19 protein-coding genes are annotated in these 16631 nt (G+C 47.4%); 13 read left to right on the forward strand and 6 right to left on the reverse strand.

Annotation, left to right across the window (positions count from 1 at the left end):
* The first annotated feature begins 31 nt into the window (after positions 1 to 31).
* The 8 genes from secY (at position 32) to FTU54_RS03325 (ending at position 6092) form a co-directional block, all read left to right on the forward strand.
* The gene (secY, locus tag FTU54_RS03290; RefSeq protein WP_171065119.1) at positions 32 to 1351 is read left to right on the forward strand and encodes a preprotein translocase subunit SecY; all 1320 of its coding nucleotides are present in this window, start codon (positions 32 to 34) and stop codon (positions 1349 to 1351) included.
* A 20-nt stretch (positions 1352 to 1371) separates the two neighbouring features.
* Positions 1372 to 1488, forward strand: coding sequence for a 50S ribosomal protein L36 (gene rpmJ / locus FTU54_RS03295; RefSeq protein ID WP_000867907.1), 117 nt, complete (start codon positions 1372 to 1374; stop codon positions 1486 to 1488).
* A gap of 107 nt (positions 1489 to 1595) precedes the next feature.
* Positions 1596 to 1952, forward strand: a complete 357-nt coding sequence (gene rpsM, locus FTU54_RS03300) for a 30S ribosomal protein S13 (protein WP_005012957.1) — start codon at positions 1596 to 1598, stop codon at positions 1950 to 1952.
* 19 nt (positions 1953 to 1971) lie between these two features.
* The gene (rpsK, locus tag FTU54_RS03305) at positions 1972 to 2358 is read left to right on the forward strand and encodes a 30S ribosomal protein S11 (protein ID WP_001040166.1); all 387 of its coding nucleotides are present in this window, start codon (positions 1972 to 1974) and stop codon (positions 2356 to 2358) included.
* A gap of 12 nt (positions 2359 to 2370) precedes the next feature.
* A complete protein-coding gene (gene rpsD / locus FTU54_RS03310) occupies positions 2371 to 2994 on the forward strand; it encodes a 30S ribosomal protein S4 (RefSeq protein ID WP_016658534.1) in 624 nt (207 codons plus the stop codon).
* A 17-nt stretch (positions 2995 to 3011) separates the two neighbouring features.
* Positions 3012 to 4019: a DNA-directed RNA polymerase subunit alpha gene (locus FTU54_RS03315; RefSeq protein ID WP_005180245.1), complete on the forward strand. Its 1008-nt coding sequence runs from the start codon at positions 3012 to 3014 to the stop codon at positions 4017 to 4019.
* 19 nt (positions 4020 to 4038) lie between these two features.
* On the forward strand, positions 4039 to 4404 hold the full coding sequence (gene rplQ / locus FTU54_RS03320) for a 50S ribosomal protein L17 (RefSeq protein ID WP_004754212.1): 366 nt from the start codon (positions 4039 to 4041) through the stop codon (positions 4402 to 4404).
* A gap of 197 nt (positions 4405 to 4601) precedes the next feature.
* Entirely contained in the window at positions 4602 to 6092 is a 1491-nt protein-coding gene (locus FTU54_RS03325; protein ID WP_005180241.1) for an NAD(P)/FAD-dependent oxidoreductase, read from the forward strand.
* Between the two features lie 87 nt (positions 6093 to 6179).
* Here FTU54_RS03325 and FTU54_RS03330 read toward each other — a convergent pair whose 3' ends face one another.
* Entirely contained in the window at positions 6180 to 7352 is a 1173-nt protein-coding gene (locus FTU54_RS03330; protein WP_180074439.1) for an acyl-CoA dehydrogenase family protein, read from the reverse strand.
* Between the two features lie 183 nt (positions 7353 to 7535).
* On the opposite strand from FTU54_RS03330, the gene FTU54_RS03335 reads away from it, so the two are divergent.
* Both FTU54_RS03335 and FTU54_RS03340 read left to right on the forward strand, forming a co-directional pair.
* Positions 7536 to 7793, forward strand: coding sequence for a succinate dehydrogenase assembly factor 2 (locus FTU54_RS03335; protein ID WP_005180238.1), 258 nt, complete (start codon positions 7536 to 7538; stop codon positions 7791 to 7793).
* Entirely contained in the window at positions 7780 to 8172 is a 393-nt protein-coding gene (locus tag FTU54_RS03340; protein ID WP_005180237.1) for a hypothetical protein, read from the forward strand. Before FTU54_RS03335 ends, FTU54_RS03340 begins: the two co-directional genes overlap by 14 nt.
* 147 nt (positions 8173 to 8319) lie before the next feature.
* Here the strand turns inward: FTU54_RS03340 and FTU54_RS03345 are convergent, their stop codons facing one another.
* On the reverse strand, positions 8320 to 8499 hold the full coding sequence (locus tag FTU54_RS03345) for a hypothetical protein (protein WP_127801044.1): 180 nt from the start codon (positions 8497 to 8499) through the stop codon (positions 8320 to 8322).
* Between the two features lie 189 nt (positions 8500 to 8688).
* On the opposite strand from FTU54_RS03345, the gene FTU54_RS03350 reads away from it, so the two are divergent.
* The 3 genes from FTU54_RS03350 to FTU54_RS15375 all read left to right on the forward strand — a co-directional run bounded on the left by FTU54_RS03350 (position 8689) and on the right by FTU54_RS15375 (position 12847).
* A complete protein-coding gene (locus tag FTU54_RS03350; RefSeq protein ID WP_005180236.1) occupies positions 8689 to 9762 on the forward strand; it encodes a hypothetical protein in 1074 nt (357 codons plus the stop codon).
* 55 nt (positions 9763 to 9817) lie between these two features.
* Positions 9818 to 10390 (forward strand): rhombosortase, encoded by a 573-nt coding sequence (rrtA, locus tag FTU54_RS03355; RefSeq protein WP_005180235.1) that lies wholly within the window; start codon positions 9818 to 9820, stop codon positions 10388 to 10390.
* A gap of 1014 nt (positions 10391 to 11404) precedes the next feature.
* A complete protein-coding gene (locus FTU54_RS15375; RefSeq protein WP_373684728.1) occupies positions 11405 to 12847 on the forward strand; it encodes a TRAP transporter large permease subunit in 1443 nt (480 codons plus the stop codon).
* A 61-nt stretch (positions 12848 to 12908) separates the two neighbouring features.
* On the opposite strand, the gene FTU54_RS03365 is transcribed toward FTU54_RS15375, so the two are convergent.
* From FTU54_RS03365 to FTU54_RS03380, 4 genes are read right to left on the reverse strand one after another with little or no spacing between them, the layout of a single operon-like run.
* On the reverse strand, positions 12909 to 13796 hold the full coding sequence (locus FTU54_RS03365; protein ID WP_373685789.1) for a DMT family transporter: 888 nt from the start codon (positions 13794 to 13796) through the stop codon (positions 12909 to 12911).
* A gap of 60 nt (positions 13797 to 13856) precedes the next feature.
* Entirely contained in the window at positions 13857 to 14273 is a 417-nt protein-coding gene (locus FTU54_RS03370) for a hypothetical protein (protein ID WP_075167410.1), read from the reverse strand.
* 22 nt (positions 14274 to 14295) lie between these two features.
* Positions 14296 to 14505, reverse strand: a complete 210-nt coding sequence (locus FTU54_RS03375; protein WP_171065117.1) for a YheV family putative zinc ribbon protein — start codon at positions 14503 to 14505, stop codon at positions 14296 to 14298.
* 40 nt (positions 14506 to 14545) lie between these two features.
* The gene (locus FTU54_RS03380; protein ID WP_180074443.1) at positions 14546 to 16585 is read right to left on the reverse strand and encodes a M3 family metallopeptidase; all 2040 of its coding nucleotides are present in this window, start codon (positions 16583 to 16585) and stop codon (positions 14546 to 14548) included.
* Positions 16586 to 16631 lie beyond the last annotated feature (46 nt).

A 16631-nucleotide genomic window follows, 5' to 3' on the forward strand; every position in this document is an offset into this window, starting at 1 on the left:
GTCTCCTAGTTCTTCAGGTCATGTACATATGATGAAAGGCCAACCATTTCACGTGAAATATCGTGAAATTATTCGCCGAATGATGTTTCTCATTGGTGCGTTATTGGTATTTCGACTAGGAGCGCATATTCCAGTACCAGGCATTAATAATGCCGCACTTGAAAATCTTTTTAATGCAAACTCAGGTACTATCCTGGGTTTGTTTAACATGTTTTCGGGTGGTGCATTAGAGCGAATGTCGATTCTTGCTCTCGGGATCATGCCCTACATCTCTGCGTCGATTATCGTGCAGCTGATGTCAACCGTGGTTCCTTCGCTGGAAGCTTTAAAGAAAGAAGGCGAGCAGGGCAAGCGTAAGATTAATCAATATACGCGCCAAGGTACCTTGTTCCTTGCCTTAGTACAGGCAATCGGGATGTGTGCAGGTCTGATCAGTCAAGGGATTACCTTAACGTCAGGTCTTGCGTTTTACGTTCCGGCAGTCACCTCGCTGGTGGCGGGTACAATGTTCCTGATGTGGTTGGGTGAACAGATTACCGAACGTGGGGTGGGCAATGGTATTTCCATGATCATCTTCGCCGGTATCGTTGCCGGATTGCCAAATCTGATTTTGCAATCGCTATCTTCAGTCGATAATGGTCAAACCAGCCTGATTGGTCTGGTGATTTTTGGTCTGTTGTCACTGGCGGTACTGGCAGCCATTGTGTTTATCGAGAAAGCGCAACGTCGTATTCCGGTAAACTATGCTCAAAAACAGCAAGGTCGTCGTGTGTTTACTGCACAGCAAACCCATTTGCCATTAAAAATTAATATGGCAGGTGTGATTCCGGCAATTTTTGCCAGCTCTCTGCTGTTGTTCCCGGCCAGTCTGGGTCAATGGGTAGGAAGTGCGGATCCTGATGCAGGGATTATCAAGCGTAGCTTGCAAGATCTGGCACTCGTATTGTCGCCTGGACAGCCATTGTATTTGGTGCTCTTTGGTGCGTTAATTATCTTTTTCTGTTATTTCTATACCGCGCTAGTTTTTAGTCCGAAAGAAGTGTCAGAGAACTTGAAACGCAGCGGAGCTTATGTGCCTGGTATTCGCCCAGGTGAGCAAACTGCTCGTTACTTAGATCATATTCTCAATCGTTTGACCTTTATTGGTTCGATTTATATCACAGTGGTCTGCTTGATGCCGATGGTATTGCAGAGCTCGTTTGGTATTCCATTCTATTTGGGTGGTACCTCATTATTGATCGTTGTGGTAGTCGTGATGGACTTTATGGCTCAGCTTCAAGCACATCTCACCTCGCACCAGTACGATAATCAAACGTTAATGAGAAAAACGACTGCTCATCCTAAGGGATAAGCGCACTTAGAGGTTTCATCATGAAAGTACAAGCTTCTGTAAAGAAAATTTGTGGTAGCTGTAAAGTTATCCGTCGTAATGGGGTTATCCGCGTAATTTGCAGCGCAGAACCTCGTCATAAGCAGCGTCAAGGTTAATCTGATCAAGACCTGTTGATTTCAGTAGGCTAATTAGGTTATTATCCGCCCCTCAAGATTTTTGTGGGGCGGTTGATTATCTTAACTGCCTTTTTGGAGAAAATTGAATGGCTCGTATTGCCGGTGTAAACATTCCGGATAACAAGCATGCTGTTATCTCTCTAACGTACATCTTTGGTATTGGTCGCCACACTGCTAAGAACATCTTAGCTGCTGCTGGTATCGCTACTACCACTAAGATCCGTGAATTAGATGACGCTCAGCTTGATGCGATTCGTGCAGAAGTTGCTAAGGTTCCGACCGAAGGTGACTTACGTCGCGAAATTTCCATGAACATTAAACGTTTAATGGATTTAGGCTGCTACCGCGGTCTTCGTCATCGTCGCAGCTTGCCTGTCCGTGGTCAACGCACCAAAACTAACGCACGTACCCGTAAAGGTCCGCGCAAACCAATTAAGAAATAAGATTTCTGGAAGCTAAAAGATGGCTAAAGATACTCGCACACGCAAGAAGGTCACCCGTACCGTCTCTGAAGGTGTTGCACACATTCACGCTTCTTTTAATAACACCATTGTGACTATTACCGATCGTCAAGGTAATGCACTGGCTTGGGCCACTTCAGGTGGACAAGGCTTCCGTGGATCACGTAAATCAACTCCGTTTGCTGCTCAGGTAGCTGCTGAAGTTGCTGGTAAAGCTGCTTTAGATTACGGTTTGAAAAACTTGGACGTCCTTGTAAAAGGTCCTGGTCCAGGTCGTGAGTCTGCGGTTCGTGCATTAGGTGCAGTGGGTTATAAAATTAACAGCATTACCGATGTGACTCCAATTCCTCACAACGGTTGCCGTCCACCTAAAAAACGTCGCGTGTAAGGAGAAACATTCATGGCTCGTTATATTGGTCCAAAATGCAAACTCTCTCGCCGCGAAGGGACAGACCTGCAACTAAAATCTGGCGTTAAACCATTTGACGTCAAAACTAAAAAACACGCTAAAGCTCCTGGTCAACATGGCCAAGCGCGCGGCAAACAATCTGAGTATTCACTACAATTACGTGAAAAACAAAAAGTACGTCGTATGTACGGTGTTTTAGAGCGTCAATTTAGTAATTACTATAAAGAAGCAGCTCGTGTTAAAGGCGCAACAGGTGAAAACTTGTTGAAATTGCTTGAAAGCCGTCTTGATAACGTCGTTTATCGCATGGGTTTTGGTTCTACACGTGCAGAAGCTCGTCAGCTTGTATCTCACCGTAGCATTACTTTGAATGGCCGTCGTGTTAACATCGCGTCTATCCAAGTTAAAGCTGGTGACGTGATCGCAGTTCACGAAGGTGCTAAACAACAATTACGTATCAAAAACGCAATTGAATTAGCTGCTCAACGTGGTATCCCTTCTTGGATGGAAGTTGATCACGCTAAATTAGAAGGTACGTTCAAAGCTGCACCAGATCGTTCTGATTTACCTGCTGAAATCAACGAAAGCTTGATTGTAGAATTGTATTCTAAATAATCCTTGAGGTAGCAATAATGACGCGTACTGCAAATGAGTTTCTAACTCCGCAAGCGATCAAGGTCGAAGCGGTTAGCGGGACCTCGGCAAAAGTTATTCTGGAACCATTAGAGCGTGGCTTTGGTCATACTCTTGGTAATGCTTTACGTCGCATCCTTCTTTCTTCTTTACCTGGCGCAGCTGTGGTTGAAGTTGAAATTGAGGGTGTTGAGCACGAGTACAGTACCTTAGAAGGCTTGCAGCAGGACATCGTCGAGCTCTTGCTGAACCTGAAAGGATTGTCTATTAAGCTATTCGATCAAAATGAAGCTTATTTGACATTGGAAAAACAAGGTCCAGGTGACGTTACTGCAGCTGACCTTCGTTTACCGCATAATGTTGAAGTGGTTAACCCTGAACACTTGATCGGCACTCTAAGTGCATCAGGCGCGTTAAAAATGCGTTTGAAAGTGGCTCAAGGCCGTGGTTATGAAACATCTGACTCACGTTTCCCAGAAGGTGAAACTCGCCCAGTGGGTCGTTTACAGTTAGATGCTTCTTATAGCCCGATCAAACGTGTGTCATACATCGTAGAAAATGCGCGTGTAGAACAACGTACTGACCTTGACAAGCTGATCATTGATCTTGAAACCAACGGTACTGTTGATCCTGAAGAAGCAATCCGCAAAGCGGCAACAATCTTGCAACAACAAATTGCAATCTTTGTTGACCTTCAGAAAGATCAGGCACCTGTGGCTCAAGAACCTCGTGAAGAAGTTGACCCAATTTTGCTTCGTCCAGTAGATGATCTAGAGCTTACTGTTCGTTCTGCTAACTGTTTGAAAGCAGAAAATATTTACTACATTGGTGATCTTGTACAGCGCACCGAGGTTGAGTTACTTAAAACACCTAACCTGGGTAAAAAATCGCTTACTGAGATCAAAGATGTTCTGGCATCGAAAGGCTTGCAGCTCGGCATGCGTTTAGAGAACTGGCCACCAGCTAGTCTCCGCATGGACGACCGCTTCGCTTATCGTAGCCGTTAATTAAGTAGGACTATTCACCATGCGTCATCGTAATAGTGGTGTGAAATTAGGCCGTACCAGCAGCCACCGTAAGGCGTTGTTCCAAAACTTAACCAATGCTTTAGTTGAGCACGAGTTAATTAAAACAACTTTGCCTAAAGCGAAAGAACTTCGCCGCGTTGCTGAGCCTTTAATCACTTTAGCTAAAAACGATACAGTTGCAAACCGTCGTTTGGCGTTTGCTCGTACTCGTAATGCAGCAACTGTTGGTAAATTATTTACCGTTCTTGGCCCTCGTTACAAAGAACGTAACGGCGGTTATCTACGTGTTCTTAAAGCGGGCTTCCGTGCAGGTGATGCTGCACCGATGGCTTACGTTGAACTTGTAGATCGCGAAGTTAAATAATTTCGCAAGAGCAGTTCAGTTGTTCTAAAAAAGGTCGGTTTTTTAAACCGGCCTTTTTTTATGGCCAGTTGTCAGACAATTTTTCTGTTGTGTCCCGAATTGATATAAATTTTATCGCTTTTTATTAAACTTGACATTGAGTATTGTCAAATTTGTGCTTTAATAAAAACAGAACGTTGAACAGGTATAAAAACAAAATGGACAAGCATGTTGATATTCTGATTGTGGGTGCGGGCATCTCTGGTATTGGTCTGGCCGCGCATCTTTCCAAACACTGCCCGCAGCGCACCTTTGAAATTATCGAGCGTCGTGAGAGCTTTGGGGGCACTTGGGATTTATTTAAATATCCGGGTATTCGTTCCGATTCGGATATGTCGACCTTTGGCTTTAATTTTAAGCCCTGGACGCAAGACAGCATTCTGGCTGATGGCGCTTCAATTAAGAACTATCTGTCAGAAGTGATTGCAGAGTATCAACTGAAATCCAAAATTCATTTCCAGCATCGGGTGCTGTCTGCCAATTATGATAGCCAGACCCAGAAATGGTCTGTCGTGATTGAAAATGCACAGGGCAAAAAACAGACCTGGATCGCCAATTTTGTTCTGGGGTGTACCGGTTATTACAATTATGATCAGGGCTTCCAGCCGGATTTCCCGAATCAGTCGGCATTTAAAGGTACTTTTATTCATCCACAGCATTGGCCGGAAAACTTCGATTATTCTGGTAAAAAAGTGGTGATTATTGGCAGTGGTGCTACCGCTATTACCTTGGTGCCTGCAATGGTCAAAGGCGGTGCAGCGCATGTCACCATGCTGCAGCGCTCACCGACCTATATTGCTTCCATTCCATCGGTAGATTTTATCTATAACAACATGCGCAAGGTGTTGCCGGAGGAGCTGGCTTATAAGCTGACGCGGGCACGAAATATTGGTATGCAACGCGGTGTGTATGCGCTGGCACAGAAACAGCCGAAGCTGCTGCGTAAATTTTTATTAAAGTCAATTGAGATGCAGCTGAAAGGCAAAGTGGATATGAAACACTTTAGCCCGAGCTATAATCCATGGGATCAGCGTCTGTGTGTGGTGCCAGATGGAGATTTGTTTAAAGTGCTGCGTGAAGGGCAGGCCAGTGTTGAAACCGACCAGATTGAAGCCTTTACCGAACAGGGCATCCAGTTAAAATCTGGCAAACATCTCGACGCAGATGTGATTGTGTCGGCTACCGGTCTGCAAATTCAGATTTTAGGCGGGGTTAAAGCCACCATTGATCATCAGCCTTTGGATACCTCGAAACATATGCTGTATCAGGGTGTGATGGTCAGCGATGTGCCGAATATGGCCATGATTATTGGCTATATCAATGCCTCCTGGACTTTAAAAGTTGATATTGCTGCGGATTATATCTGCCGTCTGATTAATCATATGGATCAGCAAGGCTATACCGAAGTGATTGCGGAAGGTGATCCTTCAGAGTTGATGGAAGACACTGTGATGGGTAGTTTAACTTCGGGTTATATTGCCCGTGCCGCGAATGTGATGCCAAAGCAGGGTAAACATGCGCCTTGGCGGGTGAGCAATAATTACCTGAAAGACCGTAAGGATTTAAAACAGGCTTCATTTGCTGATCCGGTGCTGAAGTTCCGTAAAGCAGTCAGTGAGTCTGCACGTAAACCTAAACTGGTGTCTTAAGCACACATCATCATGATCGTGCAATGAACAAAGGAAGCTCAATTGAGCTTCCTTGTTGTTTATATCGGGTTCTACGCTTGTAATGCGTTATAGGGAGCGGGAAATCAGCTCTTTCATAATTTCATTGGTACCGGCATAAATCCGGTTGGCGCGATTGTCTAAATACGCACGGGCAATCGGATATTCCAGCATATAGCCATAGCCGCCATGCAATTGCAGACATTCATCCACCACTTTGGAAAACAGCTCCGAGATTTTGTATTTGGCCGCCGCTGCTGCATCAACACTTAGCTGATCTTCGAGCTGCAGTTCCATACACCGGTCCAGATAGGCGCGGCAGAAATCAATTTCAGTGCGCATTTCCGCCAGTTTAAAGCGGGTATTCTGAAAGGCGCCAATCGGTTTGCCAAAGGCTTTACGTTCTTTGGTGTATTGCAGGGTATGCGCAAAGGCTGCTTCGGCACCAGCCTGGCAGATAATCGCCACAATCATGCGTTCCCAGGCCAGCTCTTTCATCAGCATGATAAAGCCCATACCTTCCATCCCGAGCAGGTTTTCTTTGGGCACTCGCACATTATCAAAAAACAGCTCGCAGGTGTCCTGACCTTTCATGCCAATTTTATTCAGCGGTTTACCTTTGCTAAAACCGGCACGATCTGCCTCGACCATAATCAGCGACAGGTTGGCAGAACCTTTGTCACTATTGCCAGTTTTACACACCACAATCGCCATATCGCATAAATAGCCATTGGTAATAAAAATTTTAGAGCCGTTAATGACGTATTCATCGCCCTCTAAAACTGCCGTGGTGCGTACTGCCTGTAAATCTGAGCCTGTGCCCGGTTCGGTCATGGCAATGGCGGTGACCACTTCACCTGTCGCCATTTTCGGCAACCAGTGCTGTTTTTGCTGTTCGTTGCCAAAATTATGAATATAGTTGGTGACAATATCGGAATGCAGCGAGAAGCCGGTGGCCGAGTCGCCGGCATAGGCCTGTTCTTCAATCAGGATCATGCTGTAGAGGCGATCTACTCCAGAGCCACCATACTGCTCTGGCATGGTGGTACACAGCAGTCCCAGTTCACCGGCCTTGTTCCATAAATCGCGGTCTACATGCTGTTGCTGTTCATATTTTTCCGTATTCGGCAAAACTTCCTTTTCATAAAATTTGCGCACCGTATCGCGGAATGCCTCATGCTCACTCTGAAATAATTTTCGTGGCAACATGTTGTTGAGTGGGCGAATTGCAGCAGATTGCATGGTTAGAGTTCCTTCACTTATTTTTATTCCTTGAAACTAAAGCAAACTGAGCCGGCAGTACAATGTGCAGAAACATCATTTCTGGCTTTTTGCTGGCGGTTTTGGTCAGTCCGATAAATTCATCGAAACTTTTTCTGGGCTGGGTTAAACTAATTGCGATATCAATATGATGTGGACCAAACCATGAGTGAAGACATTAGCTTAGAAGAGCGTAAAGTGATTTATCGTGCCCGTCGCGGTTTAAAGGAAATTGATGTCTACTTTGATCCTTATGTGAAAAACTATTATTTAACCGCTGATCCGGAAGAAAAAGCCACGTTTGCGGCGCTGGTTGAACAGGAAGATCCGGATTTACTGGACTGGTTTATGGAAGTGTCTGAACCGCCACGCCCGGAAATGCGCGAGCTGATCCGTAAATTAAAACACTATGTCCACGGCTAAGCGCGACTTTCAGCTGAAACCGAGCCGTCTGGCGCTGCTGTTTCAGCTGAGCCTGCTGATTCTATTTTCTGTTTTAAGTTTTCAATTATTACATCCGCTGCTTTGGCTGCTAGGTCTGCTCCTGGCGGCTGTCAGTTATTACGGGTTTCAGCGACGCTCCCAATTAACCGCCTTGGCGCATTTAGATGGGGCAGAGTGGAGTCTGCAGTTTAATTCTGGCTCCAAGATTCAACGCGGTCTGCTCGAGCATATTCTGGATCATCAGCTGTATCTGGTGCTGTATTTTCATCATGCACCGGTCAAATCTGCAGTCATCTGGCGTGACCAAGTTTCGTTTGCAGAGTGGAAAGCCTTAAAAACATTGGCAAAAACCATCTAATTGTCAGACAGTTGTATATTTTAATATAAAAATAAGATATTGATTTTAAATAAATTTATAAAGTCTATCATTTTATTTGTCCTGCACAGTCACGGTAAATTGGCAAAAAATACCGATTGTTGGACAAAAGCCTCTTGTGTTTGAAAATTATCCAGATATATTAAAGACACCAACAGCAAACAGGGAAATCGCCAGGGTGATCGCCACGTGAATGTTTCTGGTCATCGCAATTGTGTTCAATTGTGGCTGGATGATGAGGAAGCTTGCTGAAGGAACGAATTGCACCAATAAAATGCCCGTAATTGGGTTCCAGTTAATAAGTAGCATGTGCTGAACCGTCGCAATGCTACTTTTTTTTGCCTAAAATTTGGCTTTCCTGCAAATTCAGTCAATTTTCTTGCCCGCTTTTCATGTCAAAGTACAGCTCTCAGATTAGAGTAAATGCTCTTTTATTCAGATAATGCATCTGATATGTTTGTTGCCATGGACATAAACACAATTATAGAGGACAGGAAAATGTCGCAAGTCCAAAAAATCTGCCAGGGTGTGGCGGTTATTGCATTCACAACAACACTTCTTTCCGGCTGTTCACAAGTGGTGAAAACCGGTGCCAATGTGGCTTTAGGTTTTACAGAAAAACATATTGTTCCTCCCATTCTGGCTATGGATGATGCCGAAATGGTCTGTAGCAGCGGCAATTCCTTGACCCCTGCAATTATGGCCACCAAAGATATGGGGGCAGACCCGACCCGGGTTGCGGTGCTGATGTATTCAGCCGCCGGTATCTGTGCGGAAAACCGTGCCCTAGATGCCGAGCTGCGTTATTTGCGTGCGTCAAAAGCCGGACAGGTCAGTGAAGCGCAAGATGCCCGGATTGAACAGAAACGCTGGGCGGCTATTGCGGCACAGCGCCAATATACCGGTTATCAGTTATTCCAGAATCGCTGGGAAAAGAAATACAGAAAACCACTGGGTGAAGGCTGCCCGAAAATGAACAGCGATATTGATCAGACCGTGTATTTGCTTGGCATGATCAGTGGTTTACAGGCCATGACCAATGATATTAACTCTGGCGGTGCGGTGCATGTGCCTAAAGATATTGCTGCCGTGGTCGAGCGTGGCATGACCTGTCTGAACAATGAAAAATTCTGGGGTGCACCACAAGCCACCCGTGCCGTGATCTGGACCTTGTTGCCAGGTGCGGGAGATGGCAAACCGGAGCCGTATCAGACCCTGAAACAGTCGATGCAAATTGGTGAGCAGAAAGGTGTGCGCCTGTCGCATGCCCTGTATGCAGTGGCCGCGCAGGCCAGCGGCGATGATGCCAAGATTCGTGATGCACTAAAATCATTTGCGGCTGCACGCACCGAAGAAAAACCAATTAACCCGCAATTCAAGCTAATTGACAGCATGGCTGCCACCATGGTGCAGGGGATTTCAGACCGTTACTGGACTGAAAATACCGGGGTACGTACTGCCGATGATGGCATGAGCCGTTTCTGGGATGAGCAGGACAATGCGTCTGAACTGGATGATTTATTTGGTGAAGATACAAGCGCTGATCCAGATACGGAACTCAACAATCTGTAAATAGTCGCTACGAGGAGGACGCTTTATACTTAAAAGATTCAACAGGGACAACGACATGACACTTCATTTTTTCAGTAAGAAAATTATTTTTATTGCCGTGTTTATGTCGCTGGCGGCCTGTTTGCAGGTGTTTGCGGATCATTTTATTTATTGGCGTCCTGCTCTGTTACAAGAATTCTGGCGCTTGTGGACAGCGCATTGGGTGCATGTGGGCTGGGTGCATTATCTGCTGAATATTCTGGCCTTTGCCTGTTTGCCTTTTATTTTTCCGCGGGTCAAAACCTGGCATTTTGTCAGCCTGTTATTGCTGTTACCTCCGGCTATCAGTTTCAGTTTCTATTTCCTGTTTCCACATATTGAAGCCTATGCCGGCCTGTCTGGGGTGCTGCATGGAGCGTATATGGCAGTGGCGGTGGTGCATCTGCTTGATGCTCAAGAACGCCGGTTTGCCGCGCTGGTATTGCTGCTGATTCTGGCCAAACTGCTGTGGGAAAATACCTTTGGCAGTAAGGAAACGGCCGAGCTGATTGGCAGCCCGGTACTGGTCGAGGCGCATTTGCTGGGCGTGATCTGGGGTGCGGGATTGGCGATTGTCTATCTGATCTATACCTACAGCTTGAAAAAGTGATCCGGTTGACCATTTCTACCAAAAAGAAAATGAATATTGTCATTTTAAATGAATGTACTTTGATGCACATTCGAAAAGAATGACAACAAGATTTGAATAGCAGCAGGATGGCTGCTTGCTACAGGATGCGCGAAATACGGCCCTGTTGCCGTTTCCGAAAATAAAAAAACAGGAAAAAATATGTCAAATCAAGGACAACGCAGATCCGGACTGGATCTGCTCAGATATATATGGACAGAATGGATTTCTGCCTTTGTGATTCTGGTGCTGCTGCTGCTGACGCTGATCATTGGAACCGGTGAGATGATTCACGGCCAGCTGTTGCGTATGGGCGAACGTCTATACGGTGATCCTGCCACCGGTATGCAGTATTCATTCTTGCGCGCTGAACCAAGTGCCCCTGACTGTGACCGCAACCCGGATATTGACGGCCAGGTGCAGGCACAAATGAAAGCCAATGCGGCCGATGAATTTGCTGATATTTTTGGAACCCCGTCTGAATCGGATGTGCGTGCCTCAATTATGGCCGCGCAGCAGGTCTGTGAAGAAAAATATGTGTTCTATGACCAGGCTGTGCAGCATATGCAGGCGCATCCAAGTTTACGCACCTATCGCAGTGTAGAAACCACCTTCTTTGGCATCTTTAAATTTGGTACTGAAAACCGTGCCTTGCTGCTGGTGTTGATGGTGGTGTTTGCCGCGATTAGTGCCACTTTAAAAACCCATCATATTGGTTTGCGTGGGCCTGCCACACGAATTGATTATCGGATATATACCACCTGCATGACCGTGGCCAATGCCTTTCTGGCGTTCTCGGCCTATAGCCAGTATCGTTCGGTACTGAATTCCGGGGTGCCGATGACCGGTGAAATGCAGATCATTTACTGGTTGTGGATGATCCTGTTTAGTGCGCTGACCCTCATCAGTTTATGGCAGTTTGTTCGTCCGCCTGCACCAACGCGAGAAGGCGGCAGTCTAGGTCTGGCTTTCCTGAGTGTACCGCTGTATGCCTATATGGCCATTATTACCGGTATTGCCTTTACCTTCTTCATGGATTATCCAATGGGGCAGGGGATTTACCTGGGCCAGCTGGTGGAATTCTCCAGCATCTTCCTGAATCTGGCGCTGTTTATCTGGGCCGGTATGCTGCTGAAACAGACCCGTGTGGTGGATAAATTCCTGAACATCATGCGGCCATGGAATCTGGCACCCGAAACCCTGACCTGGTTAATCCTGATTGGTGCGGCATTACCGACAGCCTATACCGGTGCCTCGGGGATTTTTGTGATCGCGGCCGGTGCCATCATTTATAAAGAAGTCTGGAATGCTGGCGGTCGCCGTCAGTTTGCTCTGGCAGCAACGGCACTGTCCGGTTCGATGGGGGTGGTATTACGTCCATGTCTGCTGATTGTGGTCGTTGCCTCTTTAAACAAGGAAGTCACCACCGATGTGCTGTACCACTATGGCGTGTATGTATTCCTGCTGACTACAACAATTTTCCTGGTGGTATCGCTGTTCTTTGCTGAAAGTAAGTTCCGGATTGCTTCACCAGCTGTGGCTGCACCACGATCTTTACGTGCCATGGGTGCGGTGGTGCCGTATGTGATTATTTTCGTGCTGATCTGGATGTTCTACAAATATGCGCTGGACACCAACCTGAACGAATTTACCGCGCCGGTGATGATGCCTGTGATTCTGCTGTTAATTGTCCTGTTTGATAAATTGCGGCATGAACCGGCGCCAATTCCACCAGTAGGTCATTGGGATGAAAGCCTGACAGCAAAATATACCGATTCATCGCAACCGGCGCTGGCGACCGCCAGTGCAGTCAGTGGTGTGGAATACCGCGATGGCGTACATACTGCAACTGAGGATACTGGCATGTCGGCGGATCATAGCGTGGCGGTGTCCGAGCCGGAGCGTGAGGTTGGCTTCTGGAAGTCGATGCACATTTCCATTAGTGAAACCGTGGGGCATATTGGTGCACTGGTGATTTTGATGGCCTTATCGGTCAGTGTCGGCGGCTTCCTGGAACGGATTGAAATCATGGAAGCTTTCCCGACCGATATCAGTAGTACCTTTATTGTGATTAGCCTGATTGTGCTGGTGATGGTACTGGTCGGCATGATTATGGACCCGTTTGGTGCGGTCATCCTGATTTCTGCCACGGTGGCACCGGTAGCCTACCAGTATGGGATTGAACCGGTACATTTCTGGATGATTACCCTGATTGGCTTTGAAATGGGTTATATCACCCCACCGGTCGCGCTGAATCACTTGCTGGCGAGGCAATCGATTGGCGATGAAGAAGTGGCGGCGGCAGATGCCGAAGTGCGCCACAAATCCTTCTACTATCGTTTTGAGCGCTGGATTCTGCCGATTCTGGTGATGTTACCTGCAATGCTGATCATTGCCTATGTACCGTACTTCTTTAAGCTGTTTGGCTGGTATCAGTAAGCCAGCCGTTCAACCATGATGATGACCATACCCTGATCTTTTGCGAAAGGTCAGGGTATTTTTATGGTGCCTGTGTAGGACTGGCTTTTTTAAACAGCGGGCTGCACAGTAAAATCGCAATTAAAATCAGGCCAAAGCCGAGCAGGCTAGACAGATCTGGCAATTCCTGCCAGAACAAAAAGCCCCAGATGCCGGCAAAAATAATCGCAATATAATTTACCGGTCCAATCTGGCCAGCGGGCGCCAGACTATAGGCCCGCGACATAAAAATCTGGCTGATATTGGCCAGTACCCCGGCACTGATCAGCAGGCCCAGTTCGTTCCATTGATAGCTTCGCCATAGCCAGAACATTGGAATGACTGAAATCAGGGTACCAATCAGGCAGAAATAAAACACAATTCGTTCTGGTGGTTCGGTTTGTGTCAGGGCGCGCACAGTGACAAAGGCCATTGCAGCCAGAAAACTGGCGCCCAGACCAATAATCGACAGATGATTGAACAGGCCAGCATCCGGTTTGGCCACACAGAGTACGCCCATTAGACCAAACAGGGCGGCGATCAGCATGGCTGCACTGACTTTTTCTTTCAGGAATAACCAGGCAATGAGCGGAATAAAGATCGGGGAAGAATAGGTAAACACCATCGCATTGGACAGTTTAAGCTGGGCAATGGCATAGAAAAAGCCATACATCGCCAGCAGACCGACCACACTACGCCAGGTATGCATCCACAGACGCCGGGTTTTAAAAAAGCCGAGGCCTTTATTGAACAGCAGCGGCAGAAAAATAAACAGGCCAATAAAATTACGGAAGAACACAATAGTGGCATTGTCGACCGTATGCGAGGCGTAGCGGATACACACGCCCATCAGCGAAAACAGAAAAGCAGAGAGGGTGAGTAAGCCAATGGCTTTGATCAGATCATGCTGAGGCGTGGAGGCAGTCATCATCAACCGGGGCGAGGAATAAGGATGTATTCTAGCCGATTTAACGCAGACTGCCGGTCATAATTATTGCTGTTTGAGCTGGGCTTCGAGCAGCTGAATCTGTTCTTCTTTCAGGCGAATCAGTTCATCAGCATCGGCGTGCTGGGCATTGAGCAGCGCGGCCTGATCATCTAGCTGTGCCTGCAGATCTTCCAGTTTGGCCATTTCTTCTTTGGCCAGGGTCGCGTTGGTAGCAACCGGCTGTTTCAGAATATCTTCACTCACCAGTTGCTGTGGTACTTCTTCCAGCTGCACCGCTGGTTCTGCTTTGGCTTTAGCCGCAGGTGCGGCCGGCTGACTTAGCAGCTCGGCTTCAGGTGTTACCTCTGCACTCTGGTTTTGGCTCATCCATTGATAAGACAGCACCACAAGTACGATTACGATCAGGCCCCCAATAATGGCCCATAATAGTTTTGAGCTATTTCTCTGATCAAGCGTCATGAATAAATGAACCTTAATTTTTTTACTTAGGATGACGTGGTTTAAATTGAATCACACCCACTTCATCAGGCGCTGCCGGTGGCTGAGGTTCATCGACATGGGTTGGGCGATTTTCGCTATAGCCACAGTCGATACATTCAATCCATTCATCATCACCTGAGGTCAGCATGACCACCCGATCCATAGCCTGGCATTTTGGACATTTTGCGCCTGCAATGAAACGACGTTTGATGGTCATCATACTGATCCTGTGTTCAAATTAAGGCCCTAGTTTAAGCGTTTTTAATTGGCTTCGTCCAACCTTGATGACGCAATAATACATCTATTTTTGGCTCGCGTCCTCGGAAATTGATAAACGCGTCAAGTGCTGAATCTTTTCCGCCAACTGCTAGAATAAACTGCCTGAACTGCTTTCCGGTCTCGGTGTTAAATACCCCTTCATTTTCGAAGCGATCGAAGGCATCGCTGGCCAAAACTTCGGCCCATTTATAGGAATAATAACCGGCCGCATAGCCCCCGGCGAAGATGTGACTGAAGCTATGCTGGAAGCGGTTGTAATCGGTGGTTGGCACCACCGCATATTTATACCGGATTTCATTCAGCACATCCTGAATCTGGCTGGCGGTCAAGGCTGGGGTCATGCGGTGAATATTCAGGTCAAACAGGGCAAACTCCAGCTGGCGCAGGGTCTGCATGCCGGACTGGAAGAAGCGCGCATTCAGCAGCGCCTGCAGTAAATCATCCGGCAGGGTGGCCTGTGTGTCGATATGCTGACTGAGTACATCCAGGCTTTCTTTGTCCCAAGCCCAGAATTCCATAAACTGGCTTGGCAGTTCCACAGCATCCCAGGCTACGCCGTGAGTGCCGGCCACCGCAATGTTGTCGACTTCCGTCAGCATATGATGCAGGCCATGCCCAAATTCATGGAATAAGGTCAGTACTTCATCATGGGTCAGTAAGGCCGGCTGATCCCCCACGGGCGGGGTGAAGTTACAGACCATATAGCAAATTGGCTGTTGCAGGCCCTGGCTTTGCTGCATGCGCGAACGGAAACCGCTCATCCAGGCGCCGCCGCGTTTGCCCTGACGGGCATACAGGTCAAAATAGAAACCGCCAATTACCTGACCCTGATCTTGCAGTTCAAAATAACGGGCGTCTGGATGCCAGACTGGTGCTTCACGCTCGATAATATCCACATCGTATAGACGTTTAACGATGCTAAATAAGCCATCAACCACTTTTGGCGCCGGGAAATACGGTTTCAGTGCTTCCTTAGACAGATTGAACTGGGCCAGTTTCAGTTTTTCTGAATAGAAACTGGTATCCCAGGGTTGCAGCTGCTGAATGCCATCTGCTGCGGCAATGGCTTTCAGTTCGGCAATTTCCTGTTCAGCTGGCTGACGGGCATGTTCGGCCAGCTCAACCAGGAACTGCTCAACTGCTTCGACACTTGGTGCCATTTTGCTGGCTAATGACAGTTCGGCATAGTTGTTAAAGCCGAGCAGCTGGGCCATTTCCTGACGCAGGCTTAAAATTTCTTCCATCACCGCGGTATTGTCAAAGGCCTGATCGGCCGACTGGTCAGAAGCACGGGTGGTATAAGCCTTATATAACTCTTCACGCAGGCTGCGATCTTCAGCATAGGTCATAATGGCCAGATAGGATGGGAAATCCAGCGTCGCAACCGGCTGCTCCAGCTCACGTTGCTGGCCATACTGCTTGAGTAATTCCACACTGCTGGCAGGCAGGCCGGCTAGTTGTGCTTCTGTGAGCGGTTTAAAGTAAGCCTGTGTTGCATCCAGTACATGGTTGGAAAAGTCAGAGGACAGCTGCGACAGGCGCGCTGAAATTTCCGCATAGCGTTTTTTCGCTTCACCTTCCAAGGCCACACCTGACAATTTAAAGTCACGCAGCGCCAGTTTAATTGCGCTTTGTTGCGCTGCGGGTAAGTCATTAAACGTCACTGCATCATGAATCTGCTGATAGGTCTGATACAGCACCGTGTGCTGACCGAGCTGGGTATAGTATTCGCTCAGGCCGGGTAACAGTGCCTGATAGACTTCACGGGTTTCGGCATTGTTCATCACCGCATTCAGGTGCGAGAGTACGCCCCAGCTTTCGCTCATCTGGTTTTCCAGGTGATCGACCTGTGCTAGAACTTGTAGTTGTGCATCGCTGCTGGCCGGAATGTCTTGGAGTTGCTGTAAAAAGGCCTGCCCTTGGGCGATGGTCTGTTCAACCTGTTGTTTTAATTGGGGCAGCGTAATCTGGTCAAACTGGGGTACTGGCAGGGTTGCCTGTTCTAATGTCATTGCTTTTTTCCATGTTGAAGTCCTGTCTTAGCAATAGATGTAGGGC

This window comes from Acinetobacter sp. YH12116 (assembly GCF_013418895.1).
Classification (GTDB): domain Bacteria; phylum Pseudomonadota; class Gammaproteobacteria; order Pseudomonadales; family Moraxellaceae; genus Acinetobacter; species Acinetobacter indicus.

Bases quoted from the DNA above. Each gene is read 5' to 3' on its own strand.
- FTU54_RS03370 (WP_075167410.1), bottom strand. From the start codon at position 14,273: ATGACGCTTGATCAGAGAAATAGCTCAAAACTATTATGGGCCATTATT.
- FTU54_RS03345 (WP_127801044.1), bottom strand. From the start codon at position 8,499: ATGCTACTTATTAACTGGAACCCAATTACGGGCATTTTATTGGTGCAA.
- FTU54_RS03335 (WP_005180238.1), top strand. From the start codon at position 7,536: ATGAGTGAAGACATTAGCTTAGAAGAGCGTAAAGTGATTTATCGTGCC.
- FTU54_RS03350 (WP_005180236.1), top strand. From the start codon at position 8,689: ATGTCGCAAGTCCAAAAAATCTGCCAGGGTGTGGCGGTTATTGCATTC.
- FTU54_RS03365 (WP_373685789.1), bottom strand. From the start codon at position 13,796: ATGATGACTGCCTCCACGCCTCAGCATGATCTGATCAAAGCCATTGGC.
- FTU54_RS03380 (WP_180074443.1), bottom strand. From the start codon at position 16,585: ATGACATTAGAACAGGCAACCCTGCCAGTACCCCAGTTTGACCAGATT.
- FTU54_RS03315 (WP_005180245.1), top strand. From the start codon at position 3,012: ATGACGCGTACTGCAAATGAGTTTCTAACTCCGCAAGCGATCAAGGTC.
- FTU54_RS15375 (WP_373684728.1), top strand. From the start codon at position 11,405: ATGGCCATTATTACCGGTATTGCCTTTACCTTCTTCATGGATTATCCA.
- rpsM (WP_005012957.1), top strand. From the start codon at position 1,596: ATGGCTCGTATTGCCGGTGTAAACATTCCGGATAACAAGCATGCTGTT.
- rplQ (WP_004754212.1), top strand. From the start codon at position 4,039: ATGCGTCATCGTAATAGTGGTGTGAAATTAGGCCGTACCAGCAGCCAC.
- rpsK (WP_001040166.1), top strand. From the start codon at position 1,972: ATGGCTAAAGATACTCGCACACGCAAGAAGGTCACCCGTACCGTCTCT.
- FTU54_RS03330 (WP_180074439.1), bottom strand. From the start codon at position 7,352: ATGCAATCTGCTGCAATTCGCCCACTCAACAACATGTTGCCACGAAAA.
- FTU54_RS03340 (WP_005180237.1), top strand. From the start codon at position 7,780: ATGTCCACGGCTAAGCGCGACTTTCAGCTGAAACCGAGCCGTCTGGCG.
- rpsD (WP_016658534.1), top strand. From the start codon at position 2,371: ATGGCTCGTTATATTGGTCCAAAATGCAAACTCTCTCGCCGCGAAGGG.
- rrtA (WP_005180235.1), top strand. From the start codon at position 9,818: ATGACACTTCATTTTTTCAGTAAGAAAATTATTTTTATTGCCGTGTTT.
- secY (WP_171065119.1), top strand. From the start codon at position 32: ATGAAAGGCCAACCATTTCACGTGAAATATCGTGAAATTATTCGCCGA.
- rpmJ (WP_000867907.1), top strand. From the start codon at position 1,372: ATGAAAGTACAAGCTTCTGTAAAGAAAATTTGTGGTAGCTGTAAAGTT.
- FTU54_RS03325 (WP_005180241.1), top strand. From the start codon at position 4,602: ATGGACAAGCATGTTGATATTCTGATTGTGGGTGCGGGCATCTCTGGT.